Source organism: Cupriavidus sp. FW305-26 (assembly GCF_058787975.1).
On the sequence record NZ_JBYTAH010000050.1, the window covers coordinates 19335 to 34551 of the forward strand.

The window sequence follows — 15217 nt, forward strand, 5'->3', positions numbered from 1 at the left end:
GGGCGGGGCGCCGCCACAGGATTCATACCGGCGCCTGAGGTCTACGGGCAGGCGCCAGCAAACGGGGGTTCAGCATGTGTGGCATCGTCGGCGCGGTTTCCACGCGCAATATCGTTCCGGTCCTGATCGAAGGGCTGCGCCGCCTGGAGTATCGCGGCTATGACTCGTGCGGCGTCGCCGTCGTGCGCGACGATGCGGTCGAGCGTGCGCGCACCGTGTCGCGCGTGGCCGACCTGGACGCGCAGACGCAGGCTTCCGGCCTGTCCGGCTTCACCGGCGTGGCGCATACGCGCTGGGCCACGCATGGCAAGCCCGATACCGTCAACGCGCACCCGCACCTGTCGGGCGAGACCATCGCGCTGGTGCACAACGGCATCATCGAGAACTACGAGCCGTTGCGCGAAGAACTGCGCGCGGTCGGCTACGGCTTTGAATCGCAGACCGATACCGAGGTGGTTGCCCACCTGATCCACCAGGCCTACACCTACCCCAGCAGTGCCACGCGCGGCGACCTGTTCGCCTCGGTGCGCGCGGTGACCAAGCGCCTGCACGGCGCCTACGCCATCGCCGTGTTCGCCAAGGACCAGCCCGGCCGCGTGGTCGGCGCGCGCGCCGGTTCGCCGCTGGTGGTGGCGCTGGGCGAGAACGAGGCCTTCCTGGCCTCCGACGCGCTGGCTGTGGCCGGCACCGCCAACCGCATCATCTACCTGGAAGAGGGCGATGTGGTCGAGCTCACGCTGGACGGCGTGACCATCCACGACGTCGACGACCATCCGGTCGAGCGCGAGGCGCGCGTGGTCGAAGCGCACGCCGCGTCGGTGGAGCTGGGCCCGTACCGCCACTTCATGCAGAAGGAGATCTTCGAGCAGCCGCGCGCGCTGGGCGACACGCTGGAAGGCATTGAAAGCATTTCGCCGGAGCTGTTCGGCAGCGGCGCCGCCGAGGTCTTTGCCGGCATCGACAGCGTGCTGATCCTGGCCTGCGGCACCAGCTACTACTCCGGCTGCACCGCCAAATACTGGCTGGAGAGCATTGCCAGGATCCCGACCCAGGTCGAGGTCGCCAGCGAATACCGCTACCGCGAGACCGTGCCCAATCCGCGCGCGCTGGTGGTGGTGATCTCGCAGTCCGGCGAGACCGCCGACACCATGGCCGCGCTGCGCCATGCGCGCGCGCTTGGCCACGTGCACACGCTGGCGGTCTGCAACGTGGCCACCAGCGCCATGGTGCGCGAGACCGAGCTGCGCTTCCTGACGCGCGCCGGCACCGAGATCGGCGTGGCCTCGACCAAGGCCTTCACCACGCAGCTGGCCGCGCTCTACATGCTGACGCTGGCGCTGGCCAAGGTGCGCGGCCTGCTGACCGAAGACGCCGAGGCCAAGGCCCTGACCAACCTGCGCCACCTGCCCGCCGCGCTGCATGGCGTGCTGGCGCTGGAGCCGCAGATCATCGCCTGGTCGGAAGACTTCGCGCGCCGCGAGAACGCATTGTTCCTCGGCCGCGGACTGCATTACCCGATCGCCCTGGAAGGCGCGCTCAAGCTCAAGGAAATCTCCTATATCCATGCCGAGGCCTACCCGGCGGGCGAGCTCAAGCACGGCCCGCTGGCACTGGTCACCGAAGCCATGCCGGTGGTCACCGTCGCCCCCAACGACGCACTGCTGGAAAAACTCAAGTCCAACATCCAGGAAGTGCGCGCCCGCGGTGGCCGCCTGTACGTGTTTGCCGACAGCGACACCCAGATCCAGTCGTCCGACGGCATCCAGGTGATCCGCCTGCCCGAGCACTACGGCGATCTCTCGCCGATCCTGCACGTGGTGCCGCTGCAGCTGCTGGCCTACCACACGGCCTGCGCGCGTGGCACCGACGTGGACAAGCCGCGTAACCTGGCGAAGTCAGTGACGGTGGAGTAAGGCGCGGGCAGCCCCGCTGCGCTTGCTGGAAGAACCAAGAGGCCCCGCGGGGCCTCTTGGCATTGGCGGCGCGTGGCTATGCCACGTACAGCAGGAACGCCCGTGCCATCTCCATATCCAGCCGCCGGTCCGACAGCGCAAAGGTGCTGTCGCGGTTGATCAGCGCGTACAGCAGCGTGCCGGCCAGCGCCTGGTGCGCAAAGCGGATGCGCAGTTCCAGTTCCGGCGAGGCGCCCGCCGGGTGGAGTTGCGCAAGCGGCTCGGCCATGCCCTTGCGCAGCGTGGCCAGCACCAGGGCTTGCAGCGCCCTGAAATAGCTATCCTTGCCTTCGAAGCGGCTGTAGAACGCGCCGGTCGTGACGCCGGCCTGCGCGCAGATTTCCTGGATCGAGACCTGTTCCAGCGTGCGCTCGCAGCAGCCGGCGGCCGGCTTCCAGCAGCAGCGTGGTGCGCAGGCCACGCGAATAGCGCGGTGCGATCCTCGCCATCGACGCATCGGTGTCGTCGCTGGCCGGCGTGCTGGTGGCGCTGGCCGGGCTGTACGTGGTCAACCCTGAGCGCTCGCGCCGCCGGCTGGCCGCGCACCTGCCGTCGCGTGTCGAAGCTGTGCAGCCCGCGGTCGCTGCTGGCTGAATCCCCAACGCCCGGGCCATGACCTGGTCCTACAGCCCGGCACCGCCGCCGGCTTGCGCCACTGCTTCATGCACCAGCGCCGCGAAGACGCGCATGGCCGGCGACGGTGAGCGCCCGGCCAGCGACACGATCCCATACTGCGCCCTCAGCTCGGTTGGCGGGTGCATCGGCAGGGCCACGGCCATGCCTTGCGCGCAGGCCTCGGCCATCATCGCCACGGGTACCAGCGCCACGGCATCGACGGCCAGCAGCAGCGAGCGCAGCGCGTGCATGTCGTTGCAGGTGACGGTCATCAGCCCGGGCGCGTCCTCGGAAACCGGGCCGCTGCCACCGCTGGCTTGATGCAGTGCCTGCCGGAAGAAGCGCAGGATATGCGCCGGCAGCCGCGTCCCTGCCACCGGATAGGCGCGCAGCTCGGCCAGGGTGACTTCGCGCTGCCGCGCCAGCGGGTGCCCGCTGCGCACGAAGAATGCCGTTTCCAGTGCCGGCAGCCGGTCAATCTGCAGGTGTCCCAGTTCCGCCAGGCTGCGGCTTTCGCCTACAAAGACATCGAGGCGTTCCGCTTCGAGCGAACGCCGCATGGCCGGCGTGTCCGCGGTTTCCAGGTCGATGCGCAGATGCGGGTAGCGCCGCACCAGCGTCTCGAGCACGGGATCGAGCAGGAACGATGCCGCGAACGGCCCGAAGCCCGCGCGGATCGTGCCGATCTCTACTTCCTCCAGCAGTTGCAGGTCGCGCCGCAACTCGCGCTGTTCGCGCAGCATGCGGCGCGCGCGTTCGAGCGCCAGCATGCCCGCCGCGGTTGGCCGCACCTTGCCGTAGCTGCGGTCGATCAGCGGCCCCAGGTCCGCTTCCAGCGCCTGGATGCTGCGGGTGAGCGCCGGCTGCGACAGGTGCAGGGCGCCGGCGGCTCGGGCAAAACTGCCTTGCTCGACCAGCGTGACGAAGTGATGCAGCTGCCTTAGACCCATGAATTAATCATTCTTGCATCAAAAACTGAAAAATATTGCATTGGACGTAATTTCTCAAGCCAGCTAACGTTGTCCCCCAAAACCATAAAGACGACCTGGAGACGACATGAACCGACGCGCATCGCTCGCGCTGGCCGCTGGTGGGCTGATTGGCGGGCTTTCGCTCAGCCTGGCCCTGCCCGCCGCGGCACAGACCTATCCCGCCAAACCGATCCGCATCGTGGTGCCTTATGTGGCCGGCGGCGGCACTGACACCATCGCCCGTGCCATGGGCGAAAAGCTCAGCAAGCGCCTGGGCCAGCCCGTGGTGGTGGACAACAAGGCGGGCGCCTCGGGCATCATCGGCACCGACGCCGTGGCCAAGGCCGCGCCGGATGGCTACACGTTGTTGATGACCCTGACGCAGTCGGTGCTGACCAACCAGTTCCTGTACCAGAAACTGCCCTACGACCCGCGCAAGGACCTGACCATGATCAGCGTGCTGGCCGATGCGCAGCTGGTGCTGGTGGCCCATCCGTCGGTGCCGGCGCGCACCGTGCGCGAACTGGGCGATTACGCGCGCAGCCGGCCGGGCAAGCTCAGCTATGCCTCGTGGGGCGTGGGTTCGCTGTCGCACCTGAGCGGCGCCTACTACAGCAAGCTGGTGCATGGCCAGGCCGCGCACGTGCCCTACAAGGGCGAGGCGCCGATGATGCAGGACCTGCTGGGCGGGCAGGTGCAGTTCGGCTTTGCCAGCATCCTGACCGCCAAGCCCTATATCCAGAGCGGCAAGCTCAAGGCGCTGGCGGTGACCGGCACGCAGCGCAGCAGCGCGCTGCCTGACATGCCCACCTTCGCTGAGTCCGGCATGCAGGACAGCGCCTTCAAGACCGTCGGCTGGATCGGCCTGGTGGCGCCGGTGGGCGTGCCCGCGCCGATTCTCGCCAGGCTTGAAGGCGAAGTGCGCGCCATCCTGCAGGCGCCCGACATGCAGGAGCGACTGGTCGCGCTGGGGCTGCGCACGGTGGGCAGCTCGCCGGCCGAGGCGCAGGCGCTGTATGCGCGCGACTGGCCGGTGCTGAAGACGCTGGTGGCGGATTCGGGCGCGAAGCTCGACTGATTTTCACGGGTGGCTCCCGATGGCGGGCGGCGCGGCAATTGCCGTGTGCGCCCGCTCTTCTATTTGCACGATGCCGAGCGAAGCGCTTTTGAAAACCGAATGGAAACCATTGGTATTCGCATCCGCAATGGCGCGTGAAAACCCGGCGAAAATGCGGCGGCGAGGCCGAATCTGCTTGATGTCCGCTCTTGCCGGACTACCATGAAGTTCGCGGCGGGATAATCACTGCGGGGTTTTCGTGATTACGAAAATGAGAGTGGGTCCATCGGTTTTGAGGGGGCGTTGGGGGCAGTCATGAAAAGCGACAAAAAGGTGATCCAGTTGCTCAATGGCCAGCTACGCCATGAGTTGACTGCGATCAACCAGTATTTCCTGCATGCCCGCATGTACCGGCATTGGGGGCTCGGTGCGCTGGGCAAGCACGAGTACGAGGAATCGATCGAGGAAATGAAGCACGCGGACAAGCTGATCGAGCGCATCCTGCTGCTCGATGGCCTGCCCAACCTGCAGGACCTGGACAAGCTGCTGCTCGGCGAGAACACCGAGGAGATGCTCGGCTGCGACCTGAAGCTCGAACAGGTGTCGCAGGCCAGCTGCAAGGAAGCGATCAAGTTCTTCGAGTCAGTCGGCGATTATGTCTCGCGCGAGATCGTGGTCGATATCCTTGCCGACACCGAGGAACATATCGACTGGCTCGAGGCGCAGCTGGAACTGGTGAACAAGGTCGGGTTGCAGAACTACATCCAGTCCGCGATGGGCGGCATCGGCTAGCCTTGCCGTCTCCTGCAAAGATTTCCATTTCCCGCTACACTGCGGCCCGCAGCACGTAGCGTCGCACAGACGCGGCGTCAGCGGCGGGGTGGCAGAGTGGTGATGCAACGGCCTGCAAAGCCGTATACGACGGTTCGATTCCGTATCCCCGCCTCCAGTTTTCTTTGCCTGGCACAAGTTGCCGGGCAGTCTTGCGTGCGCCCGCGCAATTTCCCCCATTTTCATACGCGTGTCACAGGGACCGTTCATGCACGGCAGCCATGTCGTGGTGCGCGTAGTTGCCGTGATCGCGAGGGCCATTTCGGACACCTCTGTTCCGTTACTTCCCCAATAGAACAACGCCACTGAATCGGGTAATGTTGCCTGCCAGGCCACATGGCCTGCGTGCAACCCGTGCCGCCGGATGGCGGCACAACCATGTCCGGGCTTCCATGGTGTCCCCGTCGCGAGGTGATGTGAAAAAGAGAGGCTCCAGATGATCAAGGACTTGCGGATCCGGGCGGCCATGCCCTCGGACGCGCCAGCCGTGGGCAGCGTGCTGGAACGCTGCGGCCTGCCCGTGGACGATGTGGCCCGCTTGCTCGAGCACTTCCACGTCGCCATCCTTGGATCGCAGATCATTGCTTGCGCTGCCGGCGAGCGTTTCGGCGAGACCGTGGTGATCCGCAGCGTTGCCGTATTGCCGGAACACCGCGACCAGGGCGTGGCCACGCATGTGGTGCGCGCCGCGCTGATGCGCGCACGCGCCAACGGCGCGCGGCGCGCGGTGCTGCTGGCCTCAAGCTGCCCGAGCTATTTCTCGCGTTACGGTTTTACGCTGGTGCCGGCCGCGAAGCTGCCGGCCGAGGTCATGTCATCGAGCGAATTCCACCGCCATACCGATACGCCGCCGCTATGCATGTGGTGCGAGTTGGACTGAACCCGCAAGCACCGCTGGCACGCCTCAGTGCGCGCCCTCGCAGCGGCTGATCTCCACCGTCACGTGCACCAGTTCCTCATGCACGGATAGCGCCTCGCGCACGCGCTGCGGGGTCAGCGCCGGATCGTGCGTGACCAGGCAGGCGATGCAGGCAAACTGCTGCCGGCCCACGCGCCAGACATGCAGGTCGGTCACACTGGTGCGCTCCTCGCCGTTGGCGTCGGCAGGGTCCAGGCCCGCCAGCACCTCGCGCACTTCTTCCACCACCGGGTGGTCCATCTCGCGGTCCAGCAGCACGGCGCCGCTCTGGCGCAGGAGGCAGACGGCCCACCTGCCGACCAGCGCGGCGCCCACCAGACCCATCACCGGATCCAGCCACGCCCAGCCCAGCCACCAGCCGCCGGCCAGCGCGACCAGCGCCAGCACCGAGGTCGCGGCGTCGGCCAGCACATGCATGTAGGCGGCGCGCAGGTTGATGTCGTGGTGGTGGCTGTGGCCGTGATCATGGTCGTGGCCGTGGTGATGGTGGCCATGGTCGTGCCCGTGGTCGTGTCCGTGCGCATGGCCGCCCAGGATCAGCGCGCAGCCCAGGTTGACCAGCAGGCCGAGCGCGGTCACGGCCATGGCCTCGCGGTAGTGGATGTCCTGCGGGCTGAGCAGCCGCTCGACCGAGCCGGCCGCCATCAGTGCCGCGATGCCAAGCAGGAACACCGCGCTGGCAAAGCCGGCCAGCACCTCGATCTTCCACGTGCCGAAGGCAAAGCGCCGGTCGCCGGCGTAGCGGCGCGCGGCGGCGTAAGCGAAGGCCGACAGGCCGATGGCCAGCGCGTGCGAGCTCATGTGCCAGCCATCGGCCAGCAGCGCCATCGAGTTGAACCAAAGGCCGGCAGCGATCTCTACCACCATAGTGGCGGCGGTGATCGCCATCACCAGGCGTGTGCCGCGTTCGGCGGCGCGGTTGCCGGCGTCGAAGGCGTGGCTGTGGGTCCAGGCGGACAGGTCGTGGCTATGCATGGTCTGGTTCTGCTGCGCTGGAGAGCTGAAATCGTCACCCCGTGTGGGGCAATGCAGGCTCAAGGGTAGCAGAGCCCCGGCGCTTCGGCGGCCGCGTCCCTGACGGCTGCAGGGACAGCTGGCGCGTACTTCGTGTGCTCCCTGCGGTACAAATAGACCCTGGCTGCCAGCGGGGAGTCCACGCCGTCCTTACATACATTCATGAATGGATGTATGATCTAACGAAAAATTCACACTGCCTCCACGACTTTGTTGTCCATTCCAAGATGAGTTATCGCTTTATCGCTATCTGCCTGACCGCCTGGCTGGGACTCTGCGCCACCGCGGGCTGGCTCGTCGAGCGCCTCTGGAGCTGACCGCTCCATGCTGCCCGGGTGCTACGCCGCGCGCGGCGCCTGCGCCAGGCGGTCGAAGAACTGCCACAGCTGTGGCGCATCGCCGGTGGCCACGTTGAAGCGGATCCATGGCGAATCGGTCTCGTCCGGCTCGAAATACGACCCTGGCGCGAGCCAGATGCCATGCTCCAGCGCCAGCGTGGCGAGGCGGTTGCCGTGCAGCGGCCCGCCGCGGCGGCTGGCCTGCAGCCGCGCCTGCGCCGCCTCGTTCAGGCGCGCCCAGGCGAACATCCCGCCCTCCGGGCGCAGCAGCACCTCCAGCCCGTAGGCTTCCATCTTTTCCGTCACGCGATCCTGCTGCGCACGCAGCCGCTCGGCCAGCGCCGCCACATGGCGGCCGTAGTGGCCGCTGGTCAGCACCGAGTAGACCAGCCGCTCGGTGACTTCCGATGAGGTCAGGCCGACCGCCATCTTGGTGCGCGCGAAGGCCTTGGCCAGGTCGGGGCTGGCGGCCAGATAGCCGACGCGCAGCGACGGCGTGATGGTCTTGGAAAAACCATTGATGTAGACCACCTGCGACAGCCCGTCCATGGCCGCCAGCATCGGCGAGCCGGCCGGCGCCAGCTCGCGGTAGATATCGTCCTCGACCACCAGCAGCCGGTGCTGCTCGGCCAGCTGCAGCACGCGGAAGGCGTTCATGCTGCTCAGGCTGGCGCCGGTCGGGTTCTGCAGCACGGTATTGATAAAGAGCGCGCGCGGGGCATGGGCGCGGATGGCATCGTCCAGCGCGTCGGTATCCAGCCCCGCCGCCGAGCGTGGCACGCCCACCACGCGCAGCCCCGCCAGCCGCAGGATCTGCAAGAGGTTGCAGTAGCAGGGCGATTCCACCAGCACCCTGTCGCCGGCACGCAGCAGTGTGCGCACCACCAGGTCCAGCGCCTGCGTGGCGCCCTGCGTCAGTACTACCTGCTGCGCCTGCAGCGGGATGCCGTACTGGCCCAGGCCGGCGGCGATATGCTCGCGCAGCGGAGCAAAGCCATACGGATGGCCGTAGCCCGACAGCTGCGCCGCCGGCACCCGCGCCGAGGCGCGCATGGCCTGGTGCAGCCCTTCCTCGTTGAGCCAGTCGCCGGGCAGCCAGCCGGCGCCGGCCTTGATCGGCACCGAGTGGTCGGCGAACACATCCGACAGCAGCCACGCTGCGTTCAGTCCCGGCGCCTCCCATTGCGGCGCGCGCGCGTGCCCGGCCGGGGCATGGCGATGTGCAACCGTATAGCCCGAGCCCGGGCGCGCCGCCAGGTAGCCCAGCGCCGTCAGCCGGCCGTAGGCCTCGGCCACGGTGAAGGTGCTGACGTGGTGGTGCTGCGCAAAGCGGCGCACCGAGGGCAGGGCGGTGCCGGCGCGCAGCGCGCGCTGCTCGACCAGTGCGGCGATGCCGGCGACGATCTGCTCGGTCAGGGTGTCGCCGTCGCGGCGGGTGCGGGTCAGGTTCAGGGTCAGCATCAGGCACTCGGGCAGGCGTGAACCTGTACAGTTTAGCGGCTGGAGGCAGGCCAGGATGCGGTGGTCTTCCGCAAAGCGAAATTTGCCGCAGTGCAGCGTGGGACGGCGTACCGCGGTCCAGAGCGGTCGTGGCACAGCGGCGGGCTGGCGGCACCCCGATGACGCTTGCCTGTACGGTTTTGCGTGTTCAAACTGCACGGTAAGGCAATCTTGTCCGGACTGTATATTTTGTCGGCCAGACGCCGCCGGTAGAGTGGCCCTCATTGCCGCCGCGCTGCCAGTCAGCGTGCCACCAGCCAATCCGACCCGATTCCCCCTTAGGAGGACGTATGGACGCCGCCAAGACCGTGATTCCCGATCTCGATGCCCTGTGGATGCCCTTCACCGCCAACCGCCAGTACAAGGCGGCGCCGCGCCTGCTGGCGTCGGCCAGCGGCATGTACTACACCACCCACGACGGCCGCCAGATCCTGGACGGTTGCGCCGGCCTGTGGTGCGTGGCTGCCGGCCACTGCCGCACGGAAATCGCCGAGGCCGTAGCGCGCCAGGCCGCCACGCTGGACTATGCGCCGCCGTTCCAGATGGGCCATCCGCTGTCGTTCGAGGCCGCCACCAAGGTGGCCGCGATCATGCCGCAGGGGCTCGACCGCATCTTCTTCACCAACTCTGGCTCGGAGTCGGTCGACACCGCGCTGAAGATCGCGCTGGCCTACCACCGTGCACGCGGCGAAGGCCAGCGCACGCGCTTTATCGGGCGCGAGCGCGGCTATCACGGCGTGGGCTTCGGCGGCATGGCGGTGGGCGGCATCGGCCCCAACCGCAAGGCGTTCTCGGCCAACCTGATGCCGGGCACCGACCACCTGCCGGCCACGCTGAATATCGCCGAGGCCGCCTTCTCCAAGGGCCAGCCGCAGTGGGGCGCGCACCTGGCCGATGAGCTGGAGCGCATCCTCGCGCTGCACGACCCGTCCAACGTTGCCGCCGTGATCGTCGAGCCGCTGGCAGGCTCCGCCGGCGTGCTGGTGCCGCCGGTCGGCTACCTGGAAAAGCTGCGTGAAATCACCAGCAAGCACGGCATCCTGTTGATCTTCGACGAGGTCATCACCGCCTTCGGCCGCCTCGGCGCCGCCACCGCGGCCGAGCGCTTCAAGGTTACGCCGGACCTGATCACCATGGCCAAGGCGATCAACAACGCCGCGGTGCCGATGGGCGCCGTCGCCGTGCGCCGCGAAGTGCATGACACCGTGGTCAATTCGGCCGCGCCGGGCGCGATCGAGCTGCTGCATGGCTACACCTACTCCGGCCACCCGCTGGCCGCGGCTGCCGCCATTGCCACCCTTGACCTGTACCAGCGCGAAAACCTGTTCGGCCGCGCCGCCGAACTGGCGCCGGTGTTCGAAGCCGCGGTGCACGGGGTACGCGGCGCGCCGCACGTGAAGGACATCCGCAACTACGGCCTGGTTGCCGGCATCGAGCTGGAGCCGCGTCCCGGCCAGCCCGGCGCGCGCGCGTATGAGGCCTTCCTGAAGTGCCTGGAACTCGGCGTGCTGGTGCGCTACACCGGCGACATCCTGGCGTTCTCGCCGCCGCTGATCATCTCTGAAGCCCAGATCGGGGAACTGTTCGATACGGTGAAGAAGGCGCTGCAGGACATCAAGTAAGCGGCGCGCGCCGCATCGCATTGCCGCCGGACCTGCGGGTCCGGCCTCCCTGATTGCATGCCGGGGGCGCGCTGACTTGCGTGCCGCGGCTATCGAAGGAAATCCCAAGTGAGCATCGCAGAAAACCGGCAACTGGCCGAGATCCACCATTTCATCGGCGGCGCTGTGCGCCGCGCCGGCGGCCAGCGCCTGGCGGACGTGTTCAACCCCGCCACCGGCGAAGTCGCAGCACGCGTGGCGCTCGGCACCACGCAGGACGTGGCCGACGCCGTTGCCGCCGCCCATGCGGCATTCCCCGCCTGGGCCGACACCCCGCCGCTGCGCCGCGCGCGCATCCTGTTCAAGTTCAAGGAACTGCTCGACCAGCACCACGACGACCTGGCCGCGCTGATCACGCGCGAGCACGGCAAGGTGTTCTCGGACGCCAGGGGCGAAGTCACGCGCGGCATCGAGGTGGTGGAATTTGCCTGCGGCATCCCCAACCTGCTCAAGACCGACTTCACCGACAACATCGGCGGCGGCATCGATAACTGGAACCTGCGCCAGCCGCTGGGCGTGGTGGCCGGCATCACGCCGTTCAACTTCCCGGTGATGGTGCCGATGTGGATGTTCCCGGTGGCGCTGGCGTGCGGCAATACCTTCGTGCTGAAGCCGTCGGAACGTGATCCGTCGCCGAGCCTGCTGATTGCCGACCTGCTGCGCCAGGCTGGTTTGCCCGATGGCGTGTTCAATGTCGTGCAGGGCGACAAGGAAGCGGTCGATGCACTGCTGGCGCATCCGGATGTGCAGGCGTTGTCGTTCGTCGGTTCGACGCCGATTGCCGAGTACATCTATACGGAGGGCACCAAGCACGGCAAGCGCGTGCAGGCATTGGGCGGCGCCAAGAACCACCTGGTGGTGATGCCCGATGCCGATCTCGACCAGGCGGTCGATGCGCTGATCGGTGCCGCGTATGGTTCTGCCGGCGAACGCTGCATGGCGATCTCGGTCGCCGTAGCGGTGGGCGATGTCGCTGACAAGCTCGTGCCGCGGCTCGCCGAGCGCGCCAGCTCGCTGAAGATCCGCAACGGCATGGAGTCCGATGCCGAAATGGGTCCGCTGGTGACCGCTGCGCACAAGGCGAAGGTGGAGGGCTATATCGCCAAGGGCGTGGAAGAGGGCGCGATGCTGGTGACCGATGGCCGCGGTCATACCGTACCCGGCCATGAGAACGGCTTCTATGTCGGCGGCACGCTGTTCGACCACGTCAAGCCGGACATGACGATCTACAAGGAAGAGATCTTCGGCCCGGTGCTGTCGGTAGTGCGCGTGCATGACTTTGCCGAAGCGGTGGCGCTGATCAATGCGCATGAATACGGCAACGGCGTGTCGTGCTACACCAGCGACGGCGGCATCGCGCGTGCGTTCGCGCGGCAGATCCAGGTCGGCATGGTCGGCATCAACGTGCCGATCCCGGTGCCGATGGCCTGGCATTCGTTCGGTGGCTGGAAGCGATCGCTGTTTGGCGACCATCACGCCTATGGCGAAGAGGGCGTGCGTTTCTACACGCGCTACAAGAGCGTGATGCAGCGCTGGCCGGATTCGATCGCCAAGGGCGCTGAGTTCACCATGCCGGTGGCGAAGTAAGGGGAGAGCGGGCATGAAGGTCAACCGGATCGTTGCCAACATCGCGGTCGCCGACCCGGCCAGTGCCCGCGCTTTCTACCAGGACATCCTGGGCCTGGACGTATTGATGGACCACGGCTGGATCCGGACCTACGGCAGCACCTCGACCATGACCGTCCAGCTCAGTTTCGCCACGGAAGGCGGCAACGGCACGCCGGTGCCGGACCTGTCGATCGAGGTCGATGACGTGGACGAGGCGCATCGCCGCATGCTGGCCGGCGGCTTCGCCATCGAGTACGGTCCCGCCGACGAGCCATGGGGTGTGCGCCGCTTCTACGTGCGCGATCCGTTGGGCCGGCTGGTCAATATCCTGATGCACACCTGAGCGCGGTCATTCCGCGCTGCCGGCGCGGGCTTGCCGGTAGGCCTTCGGCGTGGCCGGCTCTGCCTTGTTCCAGCACGCGCGGAAGGCCTGCACGCTGGCGAAGCCGCTTTTCAGCGCAATCTCTTCCACCGGCAACGATGACGACGCCAGCAGCTTGCGCGCGCGCGCCATGCGTAGCGTGAGCTGGTACTGCTTGGGCGTGAGGCCGGTTTCTTCGTGGAACACGCGGGACAGGTGCCGCACGCTGATGGCAAAGCGGTCGGCAAAGCGCGGGTCGGCAACATTGGTGTCGAGTTCCCGCGAGATCGCGTCCTGTACCGCATGCACCAGCGGGTTGCCGTGCGAGCGCGCGCGCAGCTGCGGGGCGAGCTGCGGATCGCCGCCGAAGCGGCGGAAGGGCACCACGTTGTCGCGCGCCACGGCGATGGCGGCTTCGTCGCCATAGGCATCGGCCACCAGACGCAGCGCCAGATCGATGCCCGAAGCCACGCCGGCTGACGTCCACACATTGCCATCGCGAACGAAGACCCGGTTCTCGATGACCGAGGCGGCGGGGTGCCGCGTGCGCAGGCGGCGGGTATGGGCGTGGTGGGTGGTGCACAGGCGGCCGTCGAGCAGGCCGGCGGCGCCGAGCAGGAAGGCACCGGTGCAGACCGCGGCAACCTGTACGTCGGCGTTCCTGCCGTCGGCGAAAGACCTTTTCAGCCAATTCACGCTATCGTGCCATGCCGGCGAACGGGTCAGTGTGTCCAGAAGTTTGCTGCCGATGGCCAGCACCACATCGCCGGAGGCGAGTCGTGCAGGCAGGCGTTCGACCTGGCTCAGTGCCGGCCCCTGGAACGAAGGGACGCTCGAATGTGGCCCGACGCAGCGCACCTTGAGTGGCCCAATACCCAGTTCCGATACGCTGGCCAGGATCTGCAGCGGGCCGCCAAGGTCGAGCATGTGGACGTTGGGCAGCACCAGGAGATAAGCGGTAGTCATCGCGGCAAGGGAAGAGCGAGCGGTACGATGCCGCCATTCTCGCGCGAATCCAGCACAACACAACAGGGATGGCCGAAAAGTTGCTTTTCTGGGCCGGGTGGTTGCCATGGCCGGAGGGCGGGCTGGCTTAGCATGGCACCAGGCCTCGCACGACTGAGAGATCGACATGCCCCGCACACGCATCCCCGCCATCACCCTTGCCCTGGTCGCCATCGGCTTCGCCGCGATGTTTGTCTCGACCGCGGTCAAGGGCCTCTACCAGGTGTACTTCGTCGACCTCGCCACGCACTTCGGGCAGGGCCGTGCGCAGTTTGCCTGGTCCGGCAGTGTCTTTATGCTCGCCACCGGGCTGATGTCGCCGGTGGTCGGCGCGCTCAGCGATCGCGTCGGCCCGCTGCGCACCGCGGCCGCTGGGGCGCTGGCGGCAGGCATTGCGCTGGGTGGCGCGGCGCTGTGGCCGGGATCGCTGACGTTCTTCGTGCTGATGTTCGGCCTCGCCGGTGCGTTCGGGCTGGCGGCCATGACCTTTGTGCCGATGGGCATCCTGGTGGACCGGCTGTTCGAGGAGCGCAAGAAGGGGCTGGCCTATGCGGTGGTTACCAACGGCACCGCGATCGGCTTTATCGTGCTGTCGCCGCTGTGGATCTGGCTGCAGCCGCAGGCGGGCTGGATCACGGCGTTCGGCGTGGCCGGTGCGGTGTTTGCGTTGCCGGTGGCCGGCGCCTTGTGGCTGACTTCGCGCTGGGAGCCGGCGTCCGCACCGGCGCCACGCACGGCCGGGGCCGATGTGCCGGCATGGACGGTGGTGCGGCGTGACCCGGTGTTCTATGCGCTGGCGGCCGGCTTCTTCGGCTGCGGCGCCACCATGGCCTTTATCGACGTGCACCTGATCGCGTACTGGCAGGGGCAGGGCGTGCCGCGGCTGGCGATGGGCTATGCGATGAGCACGCTCGGCGCGCTGGAGCTGGCCAGCGGCCTGGTCTCCGGCGCGCTGGCGCTGCGCTGGGACAAGCACCGGCTGCTGGCCGCGTTCTACGCGCTGCGCTCGGCATCGATGCTGTTGCTGCTGGTGCCGGGCCTGGGCGTGCTGCCGTTTGCGGTCGGCTTTGGCGCCAGCTATCTGGGAACGGTGATCCTGACCTCGATGTTCTGCTTCGAGCGCTACGGCAGCCGGATCAAGGGCAAGGTGTTTGGCCTGCTGTTCCTCGGGCACCAGCTGGGCGCCTTCCTGACGGTGCAGCTGGGGGCGTGGTCGTTCGATGCCACGCGCAGCTACCAGCACAGCATCACGGCGCTGGTGGCGGTGACGCTGTGCTCCGCCGCGTGCTCGTGGCTTGGCCTGCGCCGCGCGGGGCCGTTGCCGGCACTTGCCAAGGGCCCGGCACATGCCGCGGTTCCTGAGGCTGCCAGCCGCTGAAGTGCCG

14 protein-coding genes and 1 tRNA gene are annotated in these 15217 nt (G+C 67.5%); 10 read left to right on the forward strand and 5 right to left on the reverse strand.

Annotation, left to right across the window (positions count from 1 at the left end; all coding sequences use genetic code 11):
* Positions 1–74 precede the first annotated feature (74 nt).
* On the forward strand, positions 75–1913 hold the full coding sequence (glmS, locus tag AC3WQZ_RS24145) for a glutamine--fructose-6-phosphate transaminase (isomerizing) (protein WP_010813351.1): 1839 nt from the start codon (positions 75–77) through the stop codon (positions 1911–1913).
* Between the two features lie 76 nt (positions 1914–1989).
* Here the strand turns inward: glmS and AC3WQZ_RS24150 are convergent, their stop codons facing one another.
* Positions 1990–2409: a TetR/AcrR family transcriptional regulator gene (locus AC3WQZ_RS24150; RefSeq protein WP_492301394.1), complete on the reverse strand. Its 420-nt coding sequence runs from the start codon at positions 2407–2409 to the stop codon at positions 1990–1992.
* Positions 2410–2411: 2 nt separating this feature from the next.
* Here AC3WQZ_RS24150 and AC3WQZ_RS24155 point away from each other — a divergent pair, with 2 nt between their 5' ends.
* Positions 2412–2546 carry a hypothetical protein gene (locus AC3WQZ_RS24155; RefSeq protein WP_256375517.1) on the forward strand — a complete coding sequence of 45 codons (135 nt, stop codon included), beginning with the start codon at positions 2412–2414 and terminating at the stop codon, positions 2544–2546.
* A 29-nt stretch (positions 2547–2575) separates the two neighbouring features.
* On the opposite strand, the gene AC3WQZ_RS24160 is transcribed toward AC3WQZ_RS24155, so the two are convergent.
* Positions 2576–3517 carry a LysR family transcriptional regulator gene (locus AC3WQZ_RS24160; protein ID WP_058698562.1) on the reverse strand — a complete coding sequence of 314 codons (942 nt, stop codon included), beginning with the start codon at positions 3515–3517 and terminating at the stop codon, positions 2576–2578.
* Between the two features lie 106 nt (positions 3518–3623).
* Between AC3WQZ_RS24160 and AC3WQZ_RS24165 the strand changes: the two genes are divergently transcribed.
* The 4 genes from AC3WQZ_RS24165 (at position 3624) to AC3WQZ_RS24180 (ending at position 6306) form a co-directional block, all read left to right on the forward strand.
* Complete coding sequence (locus AC3WQZ_RS24165) at positions 3624–4616, forward strand: Bug family tripartite tricarboxylate transporter substrate binding protein (protein WP_010813354.1); 993 nt, start codon at positions 3624–3626, stop codon at positions 4614–4616.
* 294 nt (positions 4617–4910) lie between these two features.
* On the forward strand, positions 4911–5387 hold the full coding sequence (gene bfr, locus AC3WQZ_RS24170; protein WP_010813355.1) for a bacterioferritin: 477 nt from the start codon (positions 4911–4913) through the stop codon (positions 5385–5387).
* 82 nt (positions 5388–5469) lie between these two features.
* Positions 5470–5544: transfer RNA gene (locus AC3WQZ_RS24175), tRNA-Cys, on the forward strand.
* 318 nt (positions 5545–5862) lie between these two features.
* Positions 5863–6306 (forward strand): GNAT family N-acetyltransferase, encoded by a 444-nt coding sequence (locus AC3WQZ_RS24180; protein ID WP_010813356.1) that lies wholly within the window; start codon positions 5863–5865, stop codon positions 6304–6306.
* A 24-nt stretch (positions 6307–6330) separates the two neighbouring features.
* Here the strand turns inward: AC3WQZ_RS24180 and dmeF are convergent, their stop codons facing one another.
* Both dmeF and AC3WQZ_RS24190 read right to left on the reverse strand, forming a co-directional pair.
* Positions 6331–7320, reverse strand: coding sequence for a CDF family Co(II)/Ni(II) efflux transporter DmeF (gene dmeF / locus AC3WQZ_RS24185; protein ID WP_011614438.1), 990 nt, complete (start codon positions 7318–7320; stop codon positions 6331–6333).
* Between the two features lie 377 nt (positions 7321–7697).
* Positions 7698–9158, reverse strand: coding sequence for an aminotransferase-like domain-containing protein (locus tag AC3WQZ_RS24190; protein WP_492301395.1), 1461 nt, complete (start codon positions 9156–9158; stop codon positions 7698–7700).
* 329 nt (positions 9159–9487) lie between these two features.
* On the opposite strand from AC3WQZ_RS24190, the gene aptA reads away from it, so the two are divergent.
* The 3 genes from aptA (at position 9488) to AC3WQZ_RS24205 (ending at position 12809) form a co-directional block, all read left to right on the forward strand.
* Positions 9488–10819 (forward strand): omega-aminotransferase AptA, encoded by a 1332-nt coding sequence (gene aptA, locus AC3WQZ_RS24195; protein ID WP_010813359.1) that lies wholly within the window; start codon positions 9488–9490, stop codon positions 10817–10819.
* A 108-nt stretch (positions 10820–10927) separates the two neighbouring features.
* Positions 10928–12445: a CoA-acylating methylmalonate-semialdehyde dehydrogenase gene (locus AC3WQZ_RS24200; RefSeq protein WP_011614440.1), complete on the forward strand. Its 1518-nt coding sequence runs from the start codon at positions 10928–10930 to the stop codon at positions 12443–12445.
* Between the two features lie 13 nt (positions 12446–12458).
* Positions 12459–12809, forward strand: coding sequence for a glyoxalase superfamily protein (locus AC3WQZ_RS24205; RefSeq protein WP_439671185.1), 351 nt, complete (start codon positions 12459–12461; stop codon positions 12807–12809).
* Between the two features lie 6 nt (positions 12810–12815).
* Here AC3WQZ_RS24205 and AC3WQZ_RS24210 read toward each other — a convergent pair whose 3' ends face one another.
* Positions 12816–13793 (reverse strand): GlxA family transcriptional regulator, encoded by a 978-nt coding sequence (locus AC3WQZ_RS24210; protein ID WP_011614442.1) that lies wholly within the window; start codon positions 13791–13793, stop codon positions 12816–12818.
* 166 nt (positions 13794–13959) lie between these two features.
* Here AC3WQZ_RS24210 and AC3WQZ_RS24215 point away from each other — a divergent pair, with 166 nt between their 5' ends.
* Positions 13960–15210, forward strand: coding sequence for an MFS transporter (locus tag AC3WQZ_RS24215; RefSeq protein WP_439671186.1), 1251 nt, complete (start codon positions 13960–13962; stop codon positions 15208–15210).
* Positions 15211–15217 lie beyond the last annotated feature (7 nt).

Coding starts and splice junctions, on each gene's coding strand:
- AC3WQZ_RS24160 (WP_058698562.1), bottom strand. CDS start 3,517: ATGGGTCTAAGGCAGCTGCATCACTTCGTCACGCTGGTCGAGCAAGGC.
- AC3WQZ_RS24210 (WP_011614442.1), bottom strand. CDS start 13,793: ATGACTACCGCTTATCTCCTGGTGCTGCCCAACGTCCACATGCTCGAC.
- bfr (WP_010813355.1), top strand. CDS start 4,911: ATGAAAAGCGACAAAAAGGTGATCCAGTTGCTCAATGGCCAGCTACGC.
- AC3WQZ_RS24205 (WP_439671185.1), top strand. CDS start 12,459: ATGAAGGTCAACCGGATCGTTGCCAACATCGCGGTCGCCGACCCGGCC.
- AC3WQZ_RS24180 (WP_010813356.1), top strand. CDS start 5,863: ATGATCAAGGACTTGCGGATCCGGGCGGCCATGCCCTCGGACGCGCCA.
- aptA (WP_010813359.1), top strand. CDS start 9,488: ATGGACGCCGCCAAGACCGTGATTCCCGATCTCGATGCCCTGTGGATG.
- AC3WQZ_RS24190 (WP_492301395.1), bottom strand. CDS start 9,158: ATGCTGACCCTGAACCTGACCCGCACCCGCCGCGACGGCGACACCCTG.
- dmeF (WP_011614438.1), bottom strand. CDS start 7,320: ATGCATAGCCACGACCTGTCCGCCTGGACCCACAGCCACGCCTTCGAC.
- AC3WQZ_RS24165 (WP_010813354.1), top strand. CDS start 3,624: ATGAACCGACGCGCATCGCTCGCGCTGGCCGCTGGTGGGCTGATTGGC.
- AC3WQZ_RS24215 (WP_439671186.1), top strand. CDS start 13,960: ATGCCCCGCACACGCATCCCCGCCATCACCCTTGCCCTGGTCGCCATC.
- glmS (WP_010813351.1), top strand. CDS start 75: ATGTGTGGCATCGTCGGCGCGGTTTCCACGCGCAATATCGTTCCGGTC.
- AC3WQZ_RS24150 (WP_492301394.1), bottom strand. CDS start 2,409: ATGCGTCGATGGCGAGGATCGCACCGCGCTATTCGCGTGGCCTGCGCA.